The sequence below is a fragment of the Rhodobacter capsulatus genome, assembly GCF_052363185.1.
Taxonomy (GTDB): Bacteria; Pseudomonadota; Alphaproteobacteria; order Rhodobacterales; family Rhodobacteraceae; genus Rhodobacter; species Rhodobacter capsulatus_E.
The window spans coordinates 2,159,067-2,177,903 of the sequence record NZ_CP198955.1 but is presented as its reverse complement, the minus strand read 5'-3'; the positions used below and the strand labels follow the sequence as shown (position 1 = coordinate 2,177,903).

At 67.0% G+C, this 18,837-nt stretch carries 14 protein-coding genes; 4 read left to right on the top strand and 10 right to left on the bottom strand.

The window, feature by feature from the left end; genetic code table 11:
• Positions 1–5: 5 nt before the first annotated feature.
• Complete coding sequence (locus tag ACTTAG_RS10715; RefSeq protein WP_444462320.1) at positions 6–1,034, top strand: AraC family transcriptional regulator; 1,029 nt, start codon at positions 6–8, stop codon at positions 1,032–1,034.
• 83 nt (positions 1,035–1,117) lie between these two features.
• On the opposite strand, the gene ACTTAG_RS10710 is transcribed toward ACTTAG_RS10715, so the two are convergent.
• From ACTTAG_RS10710 to ACTTAG_RS10700, 3 genes are all read right to left on the bottom strand, one after another.
• Complete coding sequence (locus ACTTAG_RS10710) at positions 1,118–2,077, bottom strand: GSCFA domain-containing protein (RefSeq protein ID WP_444462319.1); 960 nt, start codon at positions 2,075–2,077, stop codon at positions 1,118–1,120.
• A 125-nt stretch (positions 2,078–2,202) separates the two neighbouring features.
• Complete coding sequence (locus ACTTAG_RS10705; protein ID WP_444462318.1) at positions 2,203–2,940, bottom strand: hypothetical protein; 738 nt, start codon at positions 2,938–2,940, stop codon at positions 2,203–2,205.
• A gap of 158 nt (positions 2,941–3,098) precedes the next feature.
• On the bottom strand, positions 3,099–5,612 hold the full coding sequence (locus ACTTAG_RS10700) for a calcium-binding protein (RefSeq protein ID WP_444462317.1): 2,514 nt from the start codon (positions 5,610–5,612) through the stop codon (positions 3,099–3,101).
• Positions 5,613–5,776: 164 nt separating this feature from the next.
• On the opposite strand from ACTTAG_RS10700, the gene ACTTAG_RS10695 reads away from it, so the two are divergent.
• Both ACTTAG_RS10695 and ACTTAG_RS10690 read left to right on the top strand, forming a co-directional pair.
• The gene (locus tag ACTTAG_RS10695) at positions 5,777–6,505 is read left to right on the top strand and encodes a hypothetical protein (RefSeq protein ID WP_444462316.1); all 729 of its coding nucleotides are present in this window, start codon (positions 5,777–5,779) and stop codon (positions 6,503–6,505) included.
• Positions 6,506–6,672: 167 nt separating this feature from the next.
• Positions 6,673–10,098, top strand: a complete 3,426-nt coding sequence (locus ACTTAG_RS10690) for a DEAD/DEAH box helicase (protein ID WP_444462315.1) — start codon at positions 6,673–6,675, stop codon at positions 10,096–10,098.
• 127 nt (positions 10,099–10,225) lie between these two features.
• On the opposite strand, the gene ACTTAG_RS10685 is transcribed toward ACTTAG_RS10690, so the two are convergent.
• From ACTTAG_RS10685 to ACTTAG_RS10655, 7 genes are all read right to left on the bottom strand, one after another.
• A complete protein-coding gene (locus tag ACTTAG_RS10685) occupies positions 10,226–10,618 on the bottom strand; it encodes a rhodanese-like domain-containing protein (protein ID WP_444462314.1) in 393 nt (130 codons plus the stop codon).
• Between the two features lie 10 nt (positions 10,619–10,628).
• Complete coding sequence (locus ACTTAG_RS10680; RefSeq protein ID WP_444462313.1) at positions 10,629–10,859, bottom strand: thioredoxin family protein; 231 nt, start codon at positions 10,857–10,859, stop codon at positions 10,629–10,631.
• Positions 10,860–10,870: 11 nt separating this feature from the next.
• A complete protein-coding gene (locus ACTTAG_RS10675; protein ID WP_444462312.1) occupies positions 10,871–11,926 on the bottom strand; it encodes a permease in 1,056 nt (351 codons plus the stop codon).
• Positions 11,923–12,213, bottom strand: coding sequence for an ArsR/SmtB family transcription factor (locus ACTTAG_RS10670; RefSeq protein ID WP_444462311.1), 291 nt, complete (start codon positions 12,211–12,213; stop codon positions 11,923–11,925). Before ACTTAG_RS10670 ends, ACTTAG_RS10675 begins: the two co-directional genes overlap by 4 nt.
• 72 nt (positions 12,214–12,285) lie before the next feature.
• On the bottom strand, positions 12,286–12,459 hold the full coding sequence (locus ACTTAG_RS10665) for a hypothetical protein (protein ID WP_444462310.1): 174 nt from the start codon (positions 12,457–12,459) through the stop codon (positions 12,286–12,288).
• A gap of 39 nt (positions 12,460–12,498) precedes the next feature.
• Entirely contained in the window at positions 12,499–13,506 is a 1,008-nt protein-coding gene (locus tag ACTTAG_RS10660) for an ArsJ-associated glyceraldehyde-3-phosphate dehydrogenase (RefSeq protein WP_444462309.1), read from the bottom strand.
• Positions 13,507–13,508: 2 nt separating this feature from the next.
• Positions 13,509–14,339, bottom strand: a complete 831-nt coding sequence (locus ACTTAG_RS10655) for a metalloregulator ArsR/SmtB family transcription factor (protein ID WP_444465233.1) — start codon at positions 14,337–14,339, stop codon at positions 13,509–13,511.
• A 240-nt stretch (positions 14,340–14,579) separates the two neighbouring features.
• Between ACTTAG_RS10655 and ACTTAG_RS10650 the strand changes: the two genes are divergently transcribed.
• On the top strand, positions 14,580–18,677 hold the full coding sequence (locus ACTTAG_RS10650) for a calcium-binding protein (RefSeq protein WP_444462308.1): 4,098 nt from the start codon (positions 14,580–14,582) through the stop codon (positions 18,675–18,677).
• Positions 18,678–18,837: the final 160 nt, after the last annotated feature.

Below are 18,837 nucleotides of genomic sequence, written 5' to 3'. Positions count from 1 at the left end.
GAAAAATGTCCACGATCAGCACCCCGCTGCCCGGAATGCTGTCTGTCAGGGCCCTGATTTTTGGGCCCATTCTGGAATACTTTGCCGATGATCCGGGCAAGTTGAAAACTCTGCTTTCCCGCGAACAGCTCTCGCCCGAGGTGCTGGCCGACCCTTACGAAGCGATTCCCTTGCAAAGTTATCTCTCGATTTTCGAGGCTGCGGCGGAATTGGCGGGGGATCCGCTCTTTGGCGCACGCTTGGGCTTCGGGATGCGGCCGGGCAATCTGGCGCCCATCGGCTTGCGCGCGGTGCAGGCGGGCACGATCCGCGGGGCGCTCGCCGCCTTTGCGCGCTGGTCGGGGGCGTTGCAAAGCGCCACGCAATCCAGCCTGACCGAGGAGGAGGACCAGCTTGTCTTCACCTATCGGTTGACGGCGCCGGTGCTGATCGCCTCACGGCAGGATACGGAATTCAGCTTGGCGGCGGTCTGTCGGCTGATCCGCGGCGCCTTCGATCCGCGCTGGCGGCCGCTGGAGATCCGCTTCACCCATCCGCCGATTGCCGAGAAACCGCGGCTCGAGGCGCTCTTCCGCGCGCCGGTGCGGCATTCCCAGCCCGTCAATGCCATCGTCTTTTCCGCCGCCGAGGCCGACCGGGTGCATCGCGCCGAAGACCCCGACATGATCGCGCTGATCGAGCGGCATCTGCAGGATCTGACCGCCGATGCGGGCCGGTCCGAAAGCCTTGCGACGCAGGTCGAGGCGCTGATCGACCTCTATCTGGGCGTGCGGCCGATCGACCTGCCCACGATTGCGGCGGCGCTGCGGATGGCGCCGCGCAGCCTGCAGCGGCGGCTCGCCGCCGAGGGGCACAGCCTGAGCGGCCTTCTGCGCCAGCAACGGCAACGCCGGGCCGAGGTGCTGCTGCGCGAGCGCGGCCTGTCGGTCGAGGCGGTGGCGCAGGCGCTGGGTTATGCCGATGGCACGGTGTTCTGGCGGGCCTGGCGCCACTGGACGGGGGCGCCGCCCAGCCGCGGTCCCGAGGCCGCCTGAGCGGCGGCCGCGTCCTGCGCAAGGCTTTATCCCCGGACCGTTCCGAAGACGGTCCGATCAGAGGAGGCCGGTTGCGGGGGGGCTCAGCGCTCGTTGTCGATGGCGGCTTCGTCGCACAGGATCTCGATGCGCGCGGACATCTGTTCCAGATGCTGCCGCGCCGCATCCTCCAGCGCCGGGGCAGGGGCGGGCGCCTCGGGCTGCCGCGCGCCTTCGGTGAAATGCTTGCGGAAGAGCCGCATCACATGCGAGACCCCCGCCTCGGTCACTTCGCGGCGATCCTCGGCGTAATAGCGCCCCTGCACATGCGGGCTGGTGATGATCTCGTAGGACGGGAAATACACGCAATCGGCAAAGGCCCGGGTCGCCTTTTCGGCGGCAAGGCGCAGCACCGCCTTTGACCAGGTGGTCGAAACCAGCACATGGCGGGGCTCGTAGGTGGCGTTGAGCGGCACCGGCGAGACGGTCAGGATGACCTTCACCCGGGGGTTCTTGTCCCGGATGAACTCCAGCGCGGCAGCCAGATCGGCATAGGTCTCGGTCTCGTCGAAATTCACGAAGCCGACGGTCTCGGGGTCATAGGTGCCACCGGCCACCCCCGGCGCGATCGGATAGACGGCGCCGTCGCGCCGATCGGCCCATCCCTCGGTCAGGCCCAGGGTGAAGACGAAGATGTCCATCTGTTCGATGGCGCGCCGCACCGCCGCGAAATGCACCGCGCGGTCGGCCTCCAGCTCGGCTGCGGACAGGAAGCCCCCGGGCTGGATCTGCGGCCGGAACGGATCGACAACGCCGGGCGCGCCCTTCGGCGCAGGCCAGCAGGCGACCTGCGGCGTGAACAGGCCATAGGCCCGATGCAGCAGTTGCAGCAATTGCCGGGCCGTATAGACATTTCCGTAACGGGCGGAAAACACGCCATATTGATGCGCCCGCGCCACTTTGGGGCGGATGATCGGATGCACCGTTTCGGTGATCAGATGATTGAAACCGGCATCGGCCATGGTGCGCGCGACATGCTGGGCAAAACAGCTGCCCGCCGTCACGATCCGATCCTAATTGCTGATGCGGAAGGGCGGATCAGAGACCGGATCGAGCAGGGCGGGATCGGCGACCCCCGGCTCTTTCTTCCAGAATTGCGCGTTCGGCAGTCCGGCATAGGGTTGACGCATCAGACCGCTCCTTCGGCGCAAAGCTCTTGCGCCACCTTGCTCAGGCTCTCCAGCACCCGCGCCCCGTAGGCCGCGTTGCCATGGGTGGGGTCGATCCCCCAGAAATCGGCGACCATGAAGCCCTCGGCATCGACGCTGTCGGGCGGGGGCTCCACGAAGCGCGCCTTGCAGCTGTGCGCGATCCGGCGCAAGGCGGCGGTCTGGGCGGCATAAAGCTGAAGACGCAGGGGTTTCGGCGCCGGGCCCTGGCCCAGCCGGTCGGCGAACAGGCGCGGATGGGCCACGATATGATCCCAGTCGCCGATCGGCGGCGGCGCGTTCAGATAAAGCCGCGCGGCCCGGGGAAAGGTGTCGTAAATGGCCTTGACCTGCTCTGGCTTGAAGGTTTCGACCAGATGATCGACCATGAGATGGAACGGAATGAAGCTGCGCGTGGGATCGTTCAGCCCCGGCGCCCCGGTCGTTTCGGCGCCCAGCGAGAACGGCTTCGGACTTTCGACGATGCCGTAGATATTGTGCTGATTGCCCTTCACGCAGAGGCAGACCACATCGGGGTCGGTCAGCGGCGTCTGCGCCTTGACCCAATCGGAAATCTCCGCGGCCGACATGTCATCGCTGTTGTTCGTCTGGCGCAGGTTCAGGCATTTGACCGCCCCGTCGGACTGCAATTTGAGCGCGGCCACAAGACATTCGATGTGGCTGTTTCCGATGACCAGAATGCTGGGACGATCATTCATGCGCAAAATACTCCGTTCATGCGGAAAGCTTACGGCAGGCGACTCTGCCGCGCAAGGCTCTTGGTCGGAGGCGGGGGCATGCCTTCCGGCGGAAAACCCGCCCGGCGGCGCCTGTCGCCGGGGGGAGTGCGCATCGGGGGCAGGGGGCGCGGCGCGGCCTAGATCACCGCGAAATCCTGCGCCGTCAGCGCCAGACCGCTGCTCAGCGTGGCGACAAGCACGCGGGCACCGGCCCCGGAGCCATCGGCATCATACCACAAGGCCCCCGTGTCGGTTTCGTAGATGATCCGGTCACTCGCATCCGCGGCGCGGCCCGTGGTATTCGCAACGAAGGCCGAGCCCTGCAGCGGGCCCGCGGACAGTCCGGTGAAGACGTCAAGCTCGAACTGGATCCAGTCCTCGGTCACGGTGAAGTCGGTGATCCGATCCGCGGTGCTCGTGTAAGCCCGGGTGTCAAAGACGAAAATGTCGGCGCCCGCGCCACCGGTCAGCACATCCGCGCCGCCGCGTCCGGCCAGACGATTGTCCCCGGCATTGCCGACAAGCCGGTTCGCCAGGCTGTTCCCGATGGCCTCGGTATCGCCCGTGCCGGTCAGGGAGAGGGTCTCGATGAATTGACGGCCGCCCCCCGCGAGCGAGAAGCTGACCGAACTCCGCACCGTGTCGATCCCGCCCAGATCCGTTTGCGGACCGCCAAAATGGCCTTCGCTGACAACATCAAGCCCCGAGTTCACCACATAGACATCGTTGCCCGCGCCACCATAAAGCGCGTCGATCCCGGTCGAGCCCGAAAGCGTGTCATCGCCCGCGCCGCCCAGCAGCGTGTCGCCCCCGGTCCCGGCAAGCAGCAGGTCGTTGCCGCCGTCGCCGAGGATCGTGTCATGGCCGGCGTCGCCGTTCACCGTGTCGTTGCCCTCGCCGCCCGAAATCAGGTCGTCGCCGGTCCCGCCGGAAACCTCATCCGCGCCAGCGTCTGCCGCAATGGTATCCGCGCCGCCGCCGCCAAGAATATGGTTGTTTCCGCTGCCGCCGCGAATGCTGTCGGCTCCGGTGCCGCCGGTGAACGACCCCGCGCGGCCCAGTTGCGTCACGATCGTCATGCTCGAAAGGGCAATGGTCTCGACGCCGCCCCCCGCCGTCCTGAAGCGCAATGCCTCGACATCCTGCAAGGTCAGTTCGGGCAGCAGGTACAACTCGGACGAGAACACCGCCCGGGCGCTTCCGGCGCTGCGAACCCCTTCGAAAAGCGCGGTGAATTCCGCCCGCGTGATGCCGCGGTGCAGGGTATAGGAGGCGTCATACCACAAGAGGCCCGACAGATCGAGCGTATCGGTTCCCGTTCCGCCCGCAAAGGTGAAGGTGTTCACGGGGATGACCCAGCCGTCCTCTGTCGTGGTCCCGGTCAGGGCGACCAGATCGGCGCCGGTGCCGCCCTGCGCCACGCCGTTGCGCGCCCCGAAGACGATCCGCTCGAAATCGCTGTATTGCGCAGCCCATACCCGGGCGCTTTCCCAAAGGTTGAAGCCCGAAATGCTGCCGCTGCCAAGGTTGAGCAGGACATAGTCCATTCCGCCCTCGTACCCGTAGCCGGAGATCGTCAGCGTGTCGCTGCCAAGGCCGCCGTTCAGCGTGACCATGGCGATGCTTGTCGTGGGCGTGCCGTCCTCGTAGACGCCCGTGAACATGTCCTCGACATCCAGCGTCACGCGGTCGTTGCCGCCCTGCAGGGTGATCGCGGCCCGCGCAATGGCGCCGTCGATGAGGCCGGTTGCCGCGGTGTCGAAGCTGTCCGCCCCGGCGGTTCCGGTGACGGTGAGGATATTTCTGCCATCGAAGTCGATCGGGGCATTGATGTCGAGCACGATAGCCCCGCGGCCGTCGCGGATCTCCAGACCCTCGATGCCAAGCCCGGTGATCTGTGTCGGATCGTAATCCCCGCCCGAGCTTGCGGTCATCTGCCAGACCTGCCAGGCAATCGACGCCGCCGCGCCCAGATCGGTGGGGAAGGTGCCGGTCAGCGCGATCTGCATCTCGCCGATCTGCAGCGAGATGGCGCTGTCGGTGACGTTCAGGGCGAAAATCGTCGCATTCGTGCCCGAGGCGCTGGTGGCGGCGCTGATCCCGGTCAGGCCGTAAGCCGAAAGCGCGTTGAACAGCTGCGTGCGCATGGTGTTGCCAAGCGAGGCCAGCGTCTCCATGTCGAGATAGGACAGCATCGCCCCCAGATCGGTGAGATCCTGAAAGCTCTGGGGCAGGGCGCCCTGCAGCGTGAAGGTTTCCTGCCCGCTCGTCATCGTGTAATGGTCGGTGGCAAAGTTGATCTGGCACAGCGTCGTCGCGCCAAGGCGCAGGGTCAAGGCGGTGAAAACCCCGGTCGCGAGGCCCTCGTCGATCGCGGTCATCAGCGCGTCGAAACTGCCGACCGGCCCGAAACCCGCCCCGGTGAGGGAGAGCGAATACCGCAAGGCCGCGGGGGTAAGGGAGGGCACGCTGATCCGCACCTCTGTCGAGGTCAGTTCATCAACGCGCATCCGATACGCCGAAAGCGCCTCATCGAAACCCGAAATCCAGTCGAGATAGAGGTTCGAGGGCGTCAGCTCGCCCGCCTCGATCTGGTCTTCGACACGGGCGACAAGACCAAAGAGGGCTGTCGAAAAGGAAACTGCGACCAAAGGAAAATCCTCCAAGAACCTTCGAACCAAATCCGTCACGGATCGGCGCCACTATAGGTGCAAAATCCCGTGCCGCAATCCGCGCGTGGCATGATCTTGCTTGCGCCCTGCGGGTGGCGCGCTTCTAAAGGGGTGTTTCGAACGCATGGGAGTGCGCCCGCCGCATGTTCTTTTCCGTCCTGTCCCGGGGATGCCGGGTCCTTTTCCTTGTGCTTGCGGCCTTTCCGGCCTCTGCGGAGCCGCGGATCTTTCTTGTTCTGGGCGAAAGTCGGGATGGCCAGATCGGCGGGGCCCTGTCCGCGACGCTGGCGCAGTTTTGTGGCCCGTCGCGATGCGGCGAGACCTGGGCGCAGGCGCATGCCCGGGCCGCGAAAAGCGCGCAGGGCGAGGTCTTTGGGTTCGAGGATGCGCTGCCATGGTATCGCCGGAGCAGTCGCCGGATCGGCCTTGGGCTGCAGGCCGACCGGGAGCTTTCGGAAAGCCTGGCCGCGACCTTCACGGTCTCGGCGGCCTTTGGCCAAAGCCGCTACGCCTTTCCGCAGGGGTTCACGCGGGTTCTGTCCGAGCCCGGGACGGTCGGCTTCAAGACCCTCGAAATTGATCCGACGCTGGGGCTCGAATGGCACGCCCCCGTGCCGCGCAGTGACCGTTTCACGCTCCGGACGCGGCTTGGCATCGGCCATGAGATCGCCTTCATCCGGACCCGCGTCGACAATCCGGTGCTGCGCGTTCGCAGCAACGCGACCCTGCACGCCAATTTCCTGGAGTTGGGCGCGGCACTGAGCATGCCGCCAAGCCATGACGGCGCAATCGGTCTGGAGCTTGCCTTCGCGGCGCGCGGATATTCCGGCGAGCGGCTGACGCTGACGACCGAGCTTCGCTTCCGACGCTGAGCGGCGGGGCGGCAGGGGGAGCCCCTGAACGCCCCCCTTGGATGATCCGATGCCCCCCCGATCGCCGGTCGCGGGTCTTTATGGACAGGCCATTTTGCGTCTTCGCAGGTCATTGCGCCTCTCCCCTCCGCCCTGTAGCGTCGCGCCGTTCAGACGGGGCGGATGGCATGCAACTGGGGCTGGAGCGGCTCTTTGACAGCGGCACCTTGGCGCGGGGCATGGTTTCTTGGCGCGAGGGGCGGGTGCTCGAGACCCGGGCCGACGACGACGGGCGCTTCACGGCGCGGGTGACCGGATCGCATCGGGAAACCTACAGCTTGCGTCTCAGGCTGACGTTCAGCGATGATCTGCGCCTGACACGGATCGACGGGGCCTGCAGCTGTCCGGTCGGGCAACGGTGCAAGCATATGGTGGCGGCGCTGTTGGCCTGGCAGATCGAGGTGGCGACCGATGCCGCCCCTTTGCCCGGAATTCCCCGGCCCAAGCCGCCCGCCCCCGCCCAGCTACCTTGGCCCCTGGCACAATGGCTCGACGGGGTGGCGCAGGCGCTCGATCACCCCGAACCCGCCGCCGACACCTATCCCCCGACCGTGCGGGATCGGCTGGTCTATGTGCTTGATCTCTCGAACGGAGTACTTGCGGTCACGGTGATGAAGGCCACGATCGGCGCGCAGGGAAAGGTCTCGGACCGGGCCACGCGCTATGATGTCGAGCGGTTGCGGCGCCCCGAGACCCGACCGCAATTCGTCCGCCGCACCGATCTGGAGCTTCTGCGCGATCTCGAGGCGGCGCGGGTGCCGGTCAACGGGTCTGTTCTGGGCCATCGTTGGGGCGCTCCCCAGCCGCGTTTCCTTTCGGACGATCCAACCGATCTGGCACCGCTCCTGCGCCGCATCGCCGCCACCGGCCGGGCGCGCTGGGGCGAGCGCAACGGCCCCTTTCTGCACGAGGGTCCGGCGCGGTCCGGGCAGTTCCGCTGGCACAGCCTGCCCGGGGGCGCGCAGGAGTTGCGGCTGATCGAGGACGTCACCGGCGCGGCCCTGATCGCCCTGCCGCTCACGCCACCCCTCTGGCTCGATCCGGCGACCGGGGCCTTTGGCGATCTGCACACGCCCCATGCCACGGCAGCGCTGCGCCACCTGGCCCGCGCGCCGCGGATCGCCCCCGAACATGCGGCCGAGGCGGCCCACCGGCTTGGCCTTGCCGCCCCGGGCCTGCCTGCGCCACAGGCGATCGGGGTCGAGACCCGGCAGGGCCGCGCCCCGGTGCCGGTGCTGCGGCTGATCGGCCTGCGGGGCCAAAAACAGATCGGCGAGGCCTGGCGGCGCGAGACCATCCCCGTCGTCGCCCCGGCGCTGCGGCTGGGCTTCGACTATGACGGCCATGTCGTTCCGGCCCATCCCGCCACCCCGTTGCGCTTTGACGAGGCCGGCAAGGTCGTCACGCTCCTGCGCGACACAGCCGCAGAGGCGGCGGCGCTGGATCGGCTGCGCGGTCTGGGCGCGCTTCTCCCCGCGCAGATCGAGCGGCACAGCTTTGGCAAACAGGCCGGGCCGCTCGACCGGATCTTCGTCGAAGACGAATGGGACCAAGACCGGGTCAGCTTTTCCGAGGCGCTGCCCCGCGCGCTGCTGTTTCAGGCCGAGACGCTGCCTGCGCTGCGGGCCTCGGGTTGGCGCATCGAACAGGACGACAGCTGGCCCTGTACGCTGGTGGATGCCCCGGCCGAGATCACGGCGCATCTTGACCCGTCTCTGGGCAGCCCGGCGGGGTCGGGGTTCTTCGATTTCGGGCTCTCGCTTTTCGTCGAGGACGAACGTGTCGATCTTGCGCCCTTGATCGCGCAGCTGCTGGCCCGGCTGCCGAAAAACCTCAGCGAAGAGGACATTGCCGCCCCGGATTTTGCGGCCCTTGTCGCGGCGACCCCGGTCTTTGTCGCGCTGGCCGATGGGCGGCATGCGCGGGTGCAGACCGACCAGCTCGTGGGGCTGATGCGGGTGCTACTGCCCAGCCTCGGGCTGATCGCCCGCGTCCATCCCGCCGAGGCCGGGCAGGTCGCGCAGCTGGCCGAGGCGCTGGCGGGCCACGGCATTCCGTTCCACGGCGGCGAGAGCCTTTTGCAGCTTGGCCGACGCCTGAACGCGCTTGTCGACCCGCAGGCGATCACGCCCCCCGTCGCCCTGCGCGCCGTGCTGCGCCCCTATCAGGCGACCGGCTACGGCTGGCTGGCGGCGCTGGCCGACACCGGTTTTGGCGGGCTTCTGGCCGATGACATGGGGCTGGGCAAGACGCTCGAGGCCCTGGCCCTGTTGGCGCGCCACCATCTGGACCGCAAGGCCGAGGGGCCGAGCCTTCTGATCGTGCCGACCAGCCTTGCCCGGGCCTGGGCGCGGCAGGCGGCGCAATTCACCCCCGATCTGAAGGTGCTGGTGCTGCACGGCCCCGACCGCAAGACCCGGTTCGACGCCATCGACCGCGCCGATCTGGTGATCTCAACCTATCCGCTCTTGCACCGCGACCACGCGGTTCTCACGGCGCGGACCTGGGAAATCGTCGTGCTCGACGAGGCGCAGGCGGTGAAGAACCCGGCCTCGAACGCCGCCAAACGCATCCGCGAGCTGCGCGGCCGGATGCGGCTGGCGCTGACCGGCACGCCGGTTGAAAACAGCCTGAGCGATCTCTGGACGCTGTTCGATTGGCTGGTGCCGGGGCTTCTGGGCGATCGCAAGCGGTTCAAGGCCGAGGTTCAGGGCCCGATCGAAAAGGCGGGCGACGCGCTGGCGCAGGCGCGGCTGAACCGGCGCATCCGGCCGTTCCTGCTCCGCCGCACCAAGGACGAGGTCGCCCTCGATCTGCCGCCCAAGACCGAGATCACCGAATTCGTGACGCTGGGTGCAAAGCAGCAGGCGCTTTATGAGACGGTCCGGGTGGCGATGGACGCCCGTGTGCGCGAGGCGATTGCCGCCCGCGGCCTCGAAGGGGCGCAGATCACCATTCTCGACGCGCTGTTGAAGATGCGGCAGGCCTGTTGCGATCCGGGCCTGCTCAAGGACGGGGCGCGGGTGGTTGAAAGCGCCAAGCGCGACCGGCTGCTCGAGATGCTCGAGGCCCTGATGGCGGAGGGGCGGCGGGTGCTGGTGTTCTCGCAATTCGTCGAGATGCTGCGGCTGATCGAGGCCGATGTGCAGGCGCGCGGCTGGCCCTATGCCTGGCTCAGCGGCGAGACCCTCGACCGCGAGGGCGCGATCGAGAGGTTTCAGGGTGGTGCTGCGCCGATTTTCCTGATCAGCCTGAAGGCGGGCGGGGTCGGGCTGACGCTGACGGCGGCGGATACGGTGATCCTTTACGACCCCTGGTGGAACCCGGCGGTGGAGCGCCAGGCGATGGACCGGGCGCATCGGATCGGGCAGACGAAATCGGTTTTCGTCTATCGGCTGGTGGCCGAAGGCACGGTCGAAGAGGCGATCCTGGCGCTGCAGGCCCGCAAACAAGCCCTCGCCGATGCTCTGTTCGAGGGCAAGGCCGGGGATCGGCTCGCCCTCGACGACGCAACCCTCACCGAGCTTTTCCGCCCGATCGGCGGGGCTGGGTGAGGGGAAGCGAAGCAGGAATTCGGCGCATTGCGCTGCCGCCCCCTCGGCGCGGATCGGGGCGTCGAATGTCTTCGAACTCGCGGTGGCGATCAGCTTCTTTGGTTTCCCCTCGGGCGCGGCGCGGGCCTCAGCAGCAATTCCCCGAGCCGCAGCCGCCGCCGCCCTCGGTGATGGCGGCGGCGGTGCCGGTGATCGGAAAGCCCCGGGCGACCCAGCGCGCCAGCCCGTGTTTCATGTTCGTCACCTTCGTATAGCCCTGATACATCAGGAAATAGGTGGCCTTCAGGCTGCGATCGCCATTGGCACAGGCCAAGATCACCTCGCGATCGCGCGGGATTTCGGCAAAGCGGGCCTCGAATTGGCTCAGCGGCAGAGGCATCACCGCGCAGCCCGCAAAACCGCAGGCCGCCACCTCGTCGGCCTCGCGCACGTCCACGAGCAGCGCCCCCTCGGCCAAGAGCTTTTGCGACGCGGTCGGGCAGGCTTCGCGCGCCTCGGGCAGGTCTTTTTGTTCGGTCATCATCGTCTCCTCATGCCAGCCAAGCCAAGATTTGCGCGCGGCTCGGCACCGAGCCCTTGTGAACGACCTTCTCGCCCACCACCACGGCGGGCGTCGTCATCACGCCATAGCCGACGATCTGGCGCATCTCCTCGACCTTGACGATCTCGACCTTCTTGCCCGCCTCGGCCGCCACCTGCGTGATCAGATCGGCGGTGGCCTTGCACTTGGCGCAGCCCGTGCCCAGCACCTTGATGTCCATGGCTTGTCCTTTCAGAACAGAACGTTGAAGAGATAGCCCACCGCCAGAATGCCGCTGCCCACCACGGCGACGAAAACCGCGATCAGCCGCAGGCTGAGGACCTGTTTCAGGATGATCATCTCGGGCAGGCTCAGCGCGATCACCGACATCATGAAGGCGAGAACCGTGCCCAAAGCGGCCCCCTTGCCCAGAAGCGCCTCGACGATCGGGATCACGCCTGCGGCATTGGTATACATGGGAATGCCGATCACAACGGCGGCGGGCACCGACCACCAGGCCTCCGCCCCCATGATCCGCGCCATCAGATCTTGCGGCACATAGCCGTGGATCAACGCCCCCAAGCCGATCCCGGCCAAAATCCACAGCCAGACCCGGCCGACGATCTCGCGCAGCGCCGCAAATCCCAGACGGTAGCGGTCCACCATGCTCAGCCGGTCGCCCTCGAAATCCGCGGGGGCAGAGGCGCCGGAATGGATGTCACGCACCCAATCCTGCAGCCAGCCCTCCAGATGCAGCCGCCCGATCACCCAGCCCGAGACGATGGCGACGGCCAGCCCGAAGCCGAAATAGACCGCCGCCACCTGCCAGCCGACCAGACCGAAAAGCAGCAACAAGGCGACCTCGTTCACCATCGGCGCCGAGATCAGGAAGGAAAAGGTGACGCCCAAGGGCACCCCGGCCGAGACAAAGCCGATGAACAGCGGCACCGCCGAGCAGGAGCAGAACGGCGTCACCACCCCAAGCCCAGCCGCGAGCACATTGCCCACCCCCTCGCGCCGCCCGGCCAGAAGGGCGCGGGTGCGTTCGGGCGCAAACCAGCTGCGCACCACCCCCATGGCAAAGACGATCAGCGCCAGCAGCATCATCACCTTGGGCACGTCATACAGGAAGAACGCGATGGCTTCGCCGGTGGCGCTGTGACGGTCCACCGGGATCAGCGCGGTGAGCCGCTCGGACAGGGGCGCAAGCTGGCGATAGAGCGCCCCCCAAAGCACAAGCCCCGCCGCGAGGCCGAGATGCCAGAGCCAGTCCGGGGCCGGACGGGTGGAAAGGGGGTGATCGCTCATGCGGCGTTCCTTTCGCCGGTTCGGGCCGCGTCCAGAACGGCGGTCAGCACGGCGCGGATTTCGGGCGGCATCTCGGGGTTCAGCCGGTAGCGCACCCATTGCGCGTCGCGCCGGTCCACCACCAGCCCCGCAAGTTTCAGCGCCTGCATATGCCGCGACATCCGGCTTTGCGTGGCGTCAAGCGCCGCCATCAGCTCGCAGACGCAATGCTCGCGCCCATCGGCCAGACGGATCATCGCAGCCAGACGGGTCGGCTCGGCCAGGGCGGTGAGAACGGGAAGAATCATCGGACACCTTTTGCGCTTTGACGCATATTCGTGCCGGCGCATCCCATGCGTCAAGGCGCATGGGGTCGCGGGTCAGCCCGCGCCAAGGTTGGTGGCGATGCCCGCGACTTCGTCGAGCCGGAAGGGCCAACAGGCGGCATAAACGCGGATCGGGTTTTCGGAGATCAGGGCTCCTGCCCGGGCCGCCGGGGGGTGTCTGCCCCGTTCGATGGGGCAGCCTTCCACCGGAAGGCTGCTCGATCCCATCTCACCCCCGAGGATATTTGCACCAAGGTGAAAAGAATATCAGAGGCTTGCGGCGACCATCCGGGTGATGTCGGCCATCCGGCAGACATAGCCCCATTCGTTGTCATACCAAGCGTAAAGCTTGAGCATCGTGCCGTTCACCACCATCGTCGAGGGCCCGTCGATGATCGCCGAGCGCGGGTCGTTGGTGAAATCCGACGACACCAGCGGCCGGGTCTCGAAGCCGAGGATGCCCTTGAGCGGCCCCTCGGCGGCGGTCTTCAGCAGGGCGTTCACTTCCTCGACCGTGGTCGGACGCTCAAGCTCAAAGACGCAATCGGTGAGGGACGCATTGAGCAGCGGCACCCGGACGGCATGGCCGTTGAGCCGCCCCTTAAGCTCCGGGTAGATCAGCGTGATCGCCGTGGCCGAGCCGGTGGTGGTCGGGATCAGGTTCATCAGCGCCGAGCGGGCGCGGCGCAGATCCTTGGCGGGGCGGTCGACGATGGTTTGCGTGTTCGTCACGTCATGCAGGGTGGTGATGGATCCGTGTTTGATCCCAAGGGCTTCGTGGATCACCTTCACCACCGGCGCCAGGCAGTTGGTGGTGCAGGATGCCGCCGTGATCAGCCGCTGGCTGCCATCGTAAAGCCCATGGTTGACGCCATAGACGAGGTTCAGCGCGCCCGCGTCCTTGACCGGGGCCGAGACGACGACCTTGCGCACGCCTGCATCGAAGTATGGGGCGAGTTTGGCGGCCGTCTTGAAATGGCCGGTGCAGTCGATCACCAGATCGATGCTCCTCTCGGCCAGCGGCAGGGCTTCGAGCGTCTTTTCCCGCGTCAGGGGGATGCGGTTGCCAGCAATCACCAGCGCGCCTTCGGTGGCGGCAACGGGCGTCGGCCAGCGGCCATGCACCGTGTCGAATTCCAACAGCAGCGCATGGGTTTCCGCATCGCCCACCGCGTCGTTCAAAAGCACGATCTCGGCCCCGTGGCCCAGATCGACCAGCCGCCGCAGCACGAGTTTTCCCATCCGGCCAAGGCCGTTGATTGCAATTCTCGCCATGGTCATTCCTTTTCAAGCGTGGCGCCGATCGCGTCGACGCGGGTTTGCAGGGCCAGGCGGTCGAGCGTGTCGAAGGGCAGGTCGACAAAGGCGGCGATGCGGCGACGCAACGCCCCATAGGTTTGGGCGAAGACGAGCGCCTTTTCCGCCTCGGTCCCCGTGGCCTTCACCGGATCGGGCAGGCCCCAATGGCCGGTGATCGGCTGGCCGGGCCAGGGCGGACACTCCTCGGCGGCGGCGGTGTCGCAGACGGTGAAGACGAAATCCATCTGCGGGGCGGCGGGGCCCTGAAATTCCGACAGATGTTTGGCGCGCAGGCCCTCGGTGTCATGGCCGTTGCGGGCCAGAACCTCGAGCGCGAAGGGGTTGATCGCGGTTCCGGGCCTTGTGCCGGCGGAATGGGCGATGAACTTGCCCGCCCCCAGATCGCGCAACAGCGCCTCGGCAAAGATCGAGCGGGCGGAGTTGCCCGAGCAGATGAAGAGCGCGCGAAAGGGAGTGTCGGGCATGAGATTTGCCTTTTCAGGAAGGGCTTTGGGCAGCAGATCGGGACGGGCCCGGCCCAGATCGAGGGCGAGATAGCCGATCAGGGATTCGGTTTTGTGAAGGTCGACGGCGTAGAAAAGCGACCGCCCTTGCCGGGTGACCGTGACCAGCCCGCAGGCGCTCAGATCCGCCAGATGATGCGAGAGGGTGTTTGGCTTGATCCCCAGTGCGCTGGCGATTTCCGTGGGCCGCACGCCTTGCGGCGCAAAGCGCATCAGAAGCCGGAACACGGCAAGGCGGCCGGGATGGCCAAGGCAGGCGAAGCTGAGGGCGGCTGATTGTTCCATGATGCAGGAATTATGGATTTCAGGGCGGATGTCCAGTGAAGCTTTCATGACAGCCCAGCCTTGCGCCGCGCGCGACGGCTTTCGGCCCGCGGCACCACGCCGCAGAGACCCGAGTTGACGGCTCAACTCGGCGAGGCGCAGAACCGAAAGGAGATTTCTGAAGAAATGCCGCAGCCGTTTCCGGTGCCTTGCCCTTGCCGCACGGTCTTTGCGCACAATCCCATTCGCCGGAGTGTTCCCATGACGTGCGTCGCCCTTGATGATCCCCGCGTTTCTCAGGTCACGAATGCGGGGTCGGCCGCTCCCCAGACGCTTTCGGGCGGCGAAGAGCGTGACACGATTCATGGCGGCGGCGGGCCGGACCTGATCCATGGCAACGGCGGCGACGATGCCCTTTATGGCCACGATGGCAACGATCTCCTTTATGGCGACGCCGGCAACGACTGGATCAGCGGCGGAGAGGGGGCCAACATTCTTTACGGCGGCGATGGCGACGATCATCTGGAAGGATATTCGCCCGGCGACAGCCTTTACGGCGGAGCGGGCAACGATACGCTGGACGCCTATCCCTTCGAGGTCGGCACGGCGGGCAATGACACGACCACGGTCGGCGCAGTGCTGGATGGCGGCGACGGGAACGACCGTATCTACGGCGGATATGGCCGCGACACGATTTACGGCGGCGCGGGCGATGACACATTGCAGGGCTGGTGCGACAACGATCTGCTCATCGGCGGCGATGGCAATGATCGGTTCGAATTCTGCACGGGCGACGATACGTTTCCAAGCACCTACCGCACGGACATCGGCGGCTCCGATACCATGATGGGCGGCAGCGGCGACGACAGCTTCTACATCTATGTCCATTGGTTCGCGGGTCAGACGCTCAGCGCGTTCGGGGATGACGGACAGGACATTGTCAAGCTGGTGGGGATGAACGCGGGGCTGCGGGTCGATCTGCAGGCGCAGACCGTGACAGGTATCGACGGCCTGACCCTTCTGATATCGGGGATCGACGGCTTCATCGCGTCGGATTTCAACGACACGCTGATCGGTTTTGATGCGGAAAGCACGGTCCCCGGCAGTGCCTATACGAACATGCTGGACGGCGGGTATGGCAACGACCTCATCGACGGCCGGGGCGGCAGCGACAGTCTTTGCGGGGGCGTGGGGGAGGATACGGTTCTTGGCGGGCTCGGCAATGACCTGCTGGACGGCGACTATGGCCGCGACCTCCTGCGCGGCGATGACGGCAATGACACGCTTGACGGCGGCGCGGGTGTCGACACGCTTCTGGGCGGGTTTGGCAACGACCTGCTCGAAGGGGGATATCATGACGATTCCCTGAGCGGCGATGATGGCAATGACACGCTTTCGGGCGGTGACGGTGTCGATACGCTGGTGGGCGGCATCGGTGCCGACCAGCTTTCGGGCGGTGCGGGCAACGACCTTCTGGACGCGGGCAGTGGCGACGACACGCTGCGCGGCGACGCCGGCAACGACCTGCTGAAAGACACCGAGGGCGGGAACCTGTTCCTGGGGGGCGAGGGCGACGATACGATCCTTGGCGGGATCGGCGCGGACAGGGCCCTTGGCGGCGCGGGCGCGGATTCGATCAGCGGCGGCGCGGGCGATGACACGATCGTCCTGACGGCGGGTTTTGGCGCGGACAGTCTTGATGGCGGCAGCGGGGCCGAAAGCTCTGGCGACACGCTGGATGCCAGCAGCCTGACAGAAGACATCACCATCGCCCCGACCGTGCAGGGCGCAGAGAGGGTGCTGGAATTCTTCGTCTCCTCTCTGGATCGCGCCTCTTTCCACGATTTCGAGCTTGTGATCCTTGGATCGGGCCACGACAGCGTCACCGGCAGCGCGGGCAACGACGCGTTTTTCGGGGGGGCGGGCAACGACCGGCTTTTCGGGGGAACGGGCGACGACACGCTGCGCGGCGACACCGGCAACGACATGCTCTTGGGCGATGCGGGCAACGACAGCCTGACGGGCGGGGCCGATGCGGATCTGTTCCTGATCGGCTCTGACGCAGGCAGCGACACGATCCTTGGCGGCAGCGGCGCCGACACGCTGAGCTTTGTCACGGCCTCGGGCGGGGTCAGTATCACCTTCGACGGCTCTGGCGCGGGAAGGTGGACCTTTGGCGCGGGGCGGGGCGCAGGCAATTTCGGCGAGATCGAGCGGGTCGTGGGCTCCTATTCTGCCGATGAATTCGACGCCTCGGTCAGTGTCGCGGCAATCCGGCTGGAGGGCGGCGCAGGCAATGACACGATCAGCGGCGGCGGCGGCGCGGAAAGGCTGGAGGGGAATGACGACGACGACAGGATATATGGCGGGTCGGGCAATGACACGCTGCGCGGCGGTGATGGCGACGACTGGATGTTTGCGGGCGGCGTTTTCATCGGCGCCGATCCGGGCAATGACGATCTGCAGGGCGATGACGGCAATGACACGCTGCAGGGCGACCGGGGCGATGACCGGCTCTGGGGCGGCACGGGCGATGATGAGCTTGCGGGCGGCGGCGGCAATGACCGGCTTTGGGGCGGCGCGGGGGAGGACAGGCTTGCGGGCGATGCGGGCGACGACACCCTGCAGGGGGGCGACGGCTCCGATCTGTTCCTGATCGGCAGCGGCGACGGCACGGATAGTCTTGTCGGGGGCGAAGGCGGCACCGATCTCGACACGCTGCGCTTTGCGAGTTCCGAGGGCGGGGTGACGGTGACTCTGGACGGGGCCGGGGCGGGCCGCTGGCATCTGGGCGCGGGAGCCTCGGGCAGGTTCAGCGAAATCGAACGGATCGAGGGCACCGCGGCGGCGGATGTGCTGGAGGGGGCCGCCGCGACGGAAGCGGTCACGCTGCTTGGCGGCACCGGGGATGACCGGGTGACCGGCTCTGCCTTTGCAGATTCGCTGGAGGGCGGCGCGGGTGCTGACACGCTCTCGGGCGGTGCGGGCGATGACGATCTGAGCGGCGGCGACGGGCAGGACCTGCTGATGGGCGATGCGGGCAACGACGTGATCCGTGGCGGCGACGCGGGCGGCTCGACGCTGTCGGGGGGTGCGGGCAACGATACGCTGACCAGCGGCGCAGGCGGCGACTGGCTGGACGGTGGCGCGGGCGACGATGTCTTCACCCAGCCCTTCGGCTTCGACACGCTGCGCGGCGGCGAGGGGCTCGACATGATGCAGATCGCGCAGTTCCCCGGCATGTTCGGGCATGAGATCAGATGGCTGATGCTGGATGAGGCCGCCAGCATCGAGGTTCTGAGCACCCATGCCGATGTCCTGGGCAGCGATCTCGATGACATGTTCACCCTGACCGGAGTGCAGAGCTATGCCGCTTTGGCGCGGTTCCAGCTTTATGCGGGCGATGACACCTTCCTTGGCGCGCAGGCGGCCGAGACGGTCTTCGGCGGGGCGGGCAATGACACCCTGGCGGGGAATGGCGGCAACGACGCCCTGTCGGGCGGTGAGGGGCGGGACACGCTGACCGGCGGCGATGGCAATGATACGCTGGAGGGCGGGGCGGGCAGTGACACCTATATCACCGATGGCGGCGATACGATCACCGAGGCGGCGGGCGCGGGCACCGATACCGTGCGCAGCTCGGTCAGCTACAGGCTGGGCGCCAACCTTGAAAATCTGGTGTTGACCGGGACGGCGGCGATCAATGGCACCGGCAACGGCCTTGCCAACAGCCTGACCGGCAATGGCGCGGCAAACACGTTGAACGGCGGCACGGGTGCCGATACGCTGGCGGGCGGGGCGGGCGACGACATCTATGTGACCGACGGCGGCGACACGATCCTTGAGGCGGCTGGCGCGGGCACCGACACCGTGCGCAGCTCGGTCAGCCTGACGCTGGGGGCGAACCTTGAAACCCTGGTGCTGACCGGGGTGGCGGCGATCAACGGCACCGGCAACGGCCTGGCCAACAGCCTGACCGGCAACAGCGCGGCCAACACGCTGAACGGCGGCACCGGCGCCGACACGCTGGCGGGCGGGGCGGGCAGTGACACGTTCCTGTTCGACACGGCCCTCTCGGCGCGCAATGCGGATCGCCTCACCGATTTCTCGGGTGTCGACGATACGATCCAGCTCGAGAATGCCGTCTTCACCGGGCTGACGGAGGGCGCCCTCGCGGCCAGCGCCTTCACGTCGAACACGAGCGGATTGGCAACGGATGCGCTGGACCGGCTCATCTACGAGACCGACACCGGGCGCCTTTACTTTGACGCCGACGGCACGGGGGCGGGTCACCGCGTGCTCTTTGCGGTGCTGGACCCCGGATTGACCCTCACGGCCGCCGATTTCATCGTCGTGTGATGATTGGCGGCGCTCGGCAGAAGGCGGGATGGCGGGCGCCCGATGTGGTGCGGGGGGCGGGGCGACGAGCGGCTTGGAGGCGAGTGCCCGTGGGGTCGCGGCCTTGCACAGGCGCGTTACTGCTGCGCCGAGGGCGCTCTCGATTTGCCGGTTTTTCTCA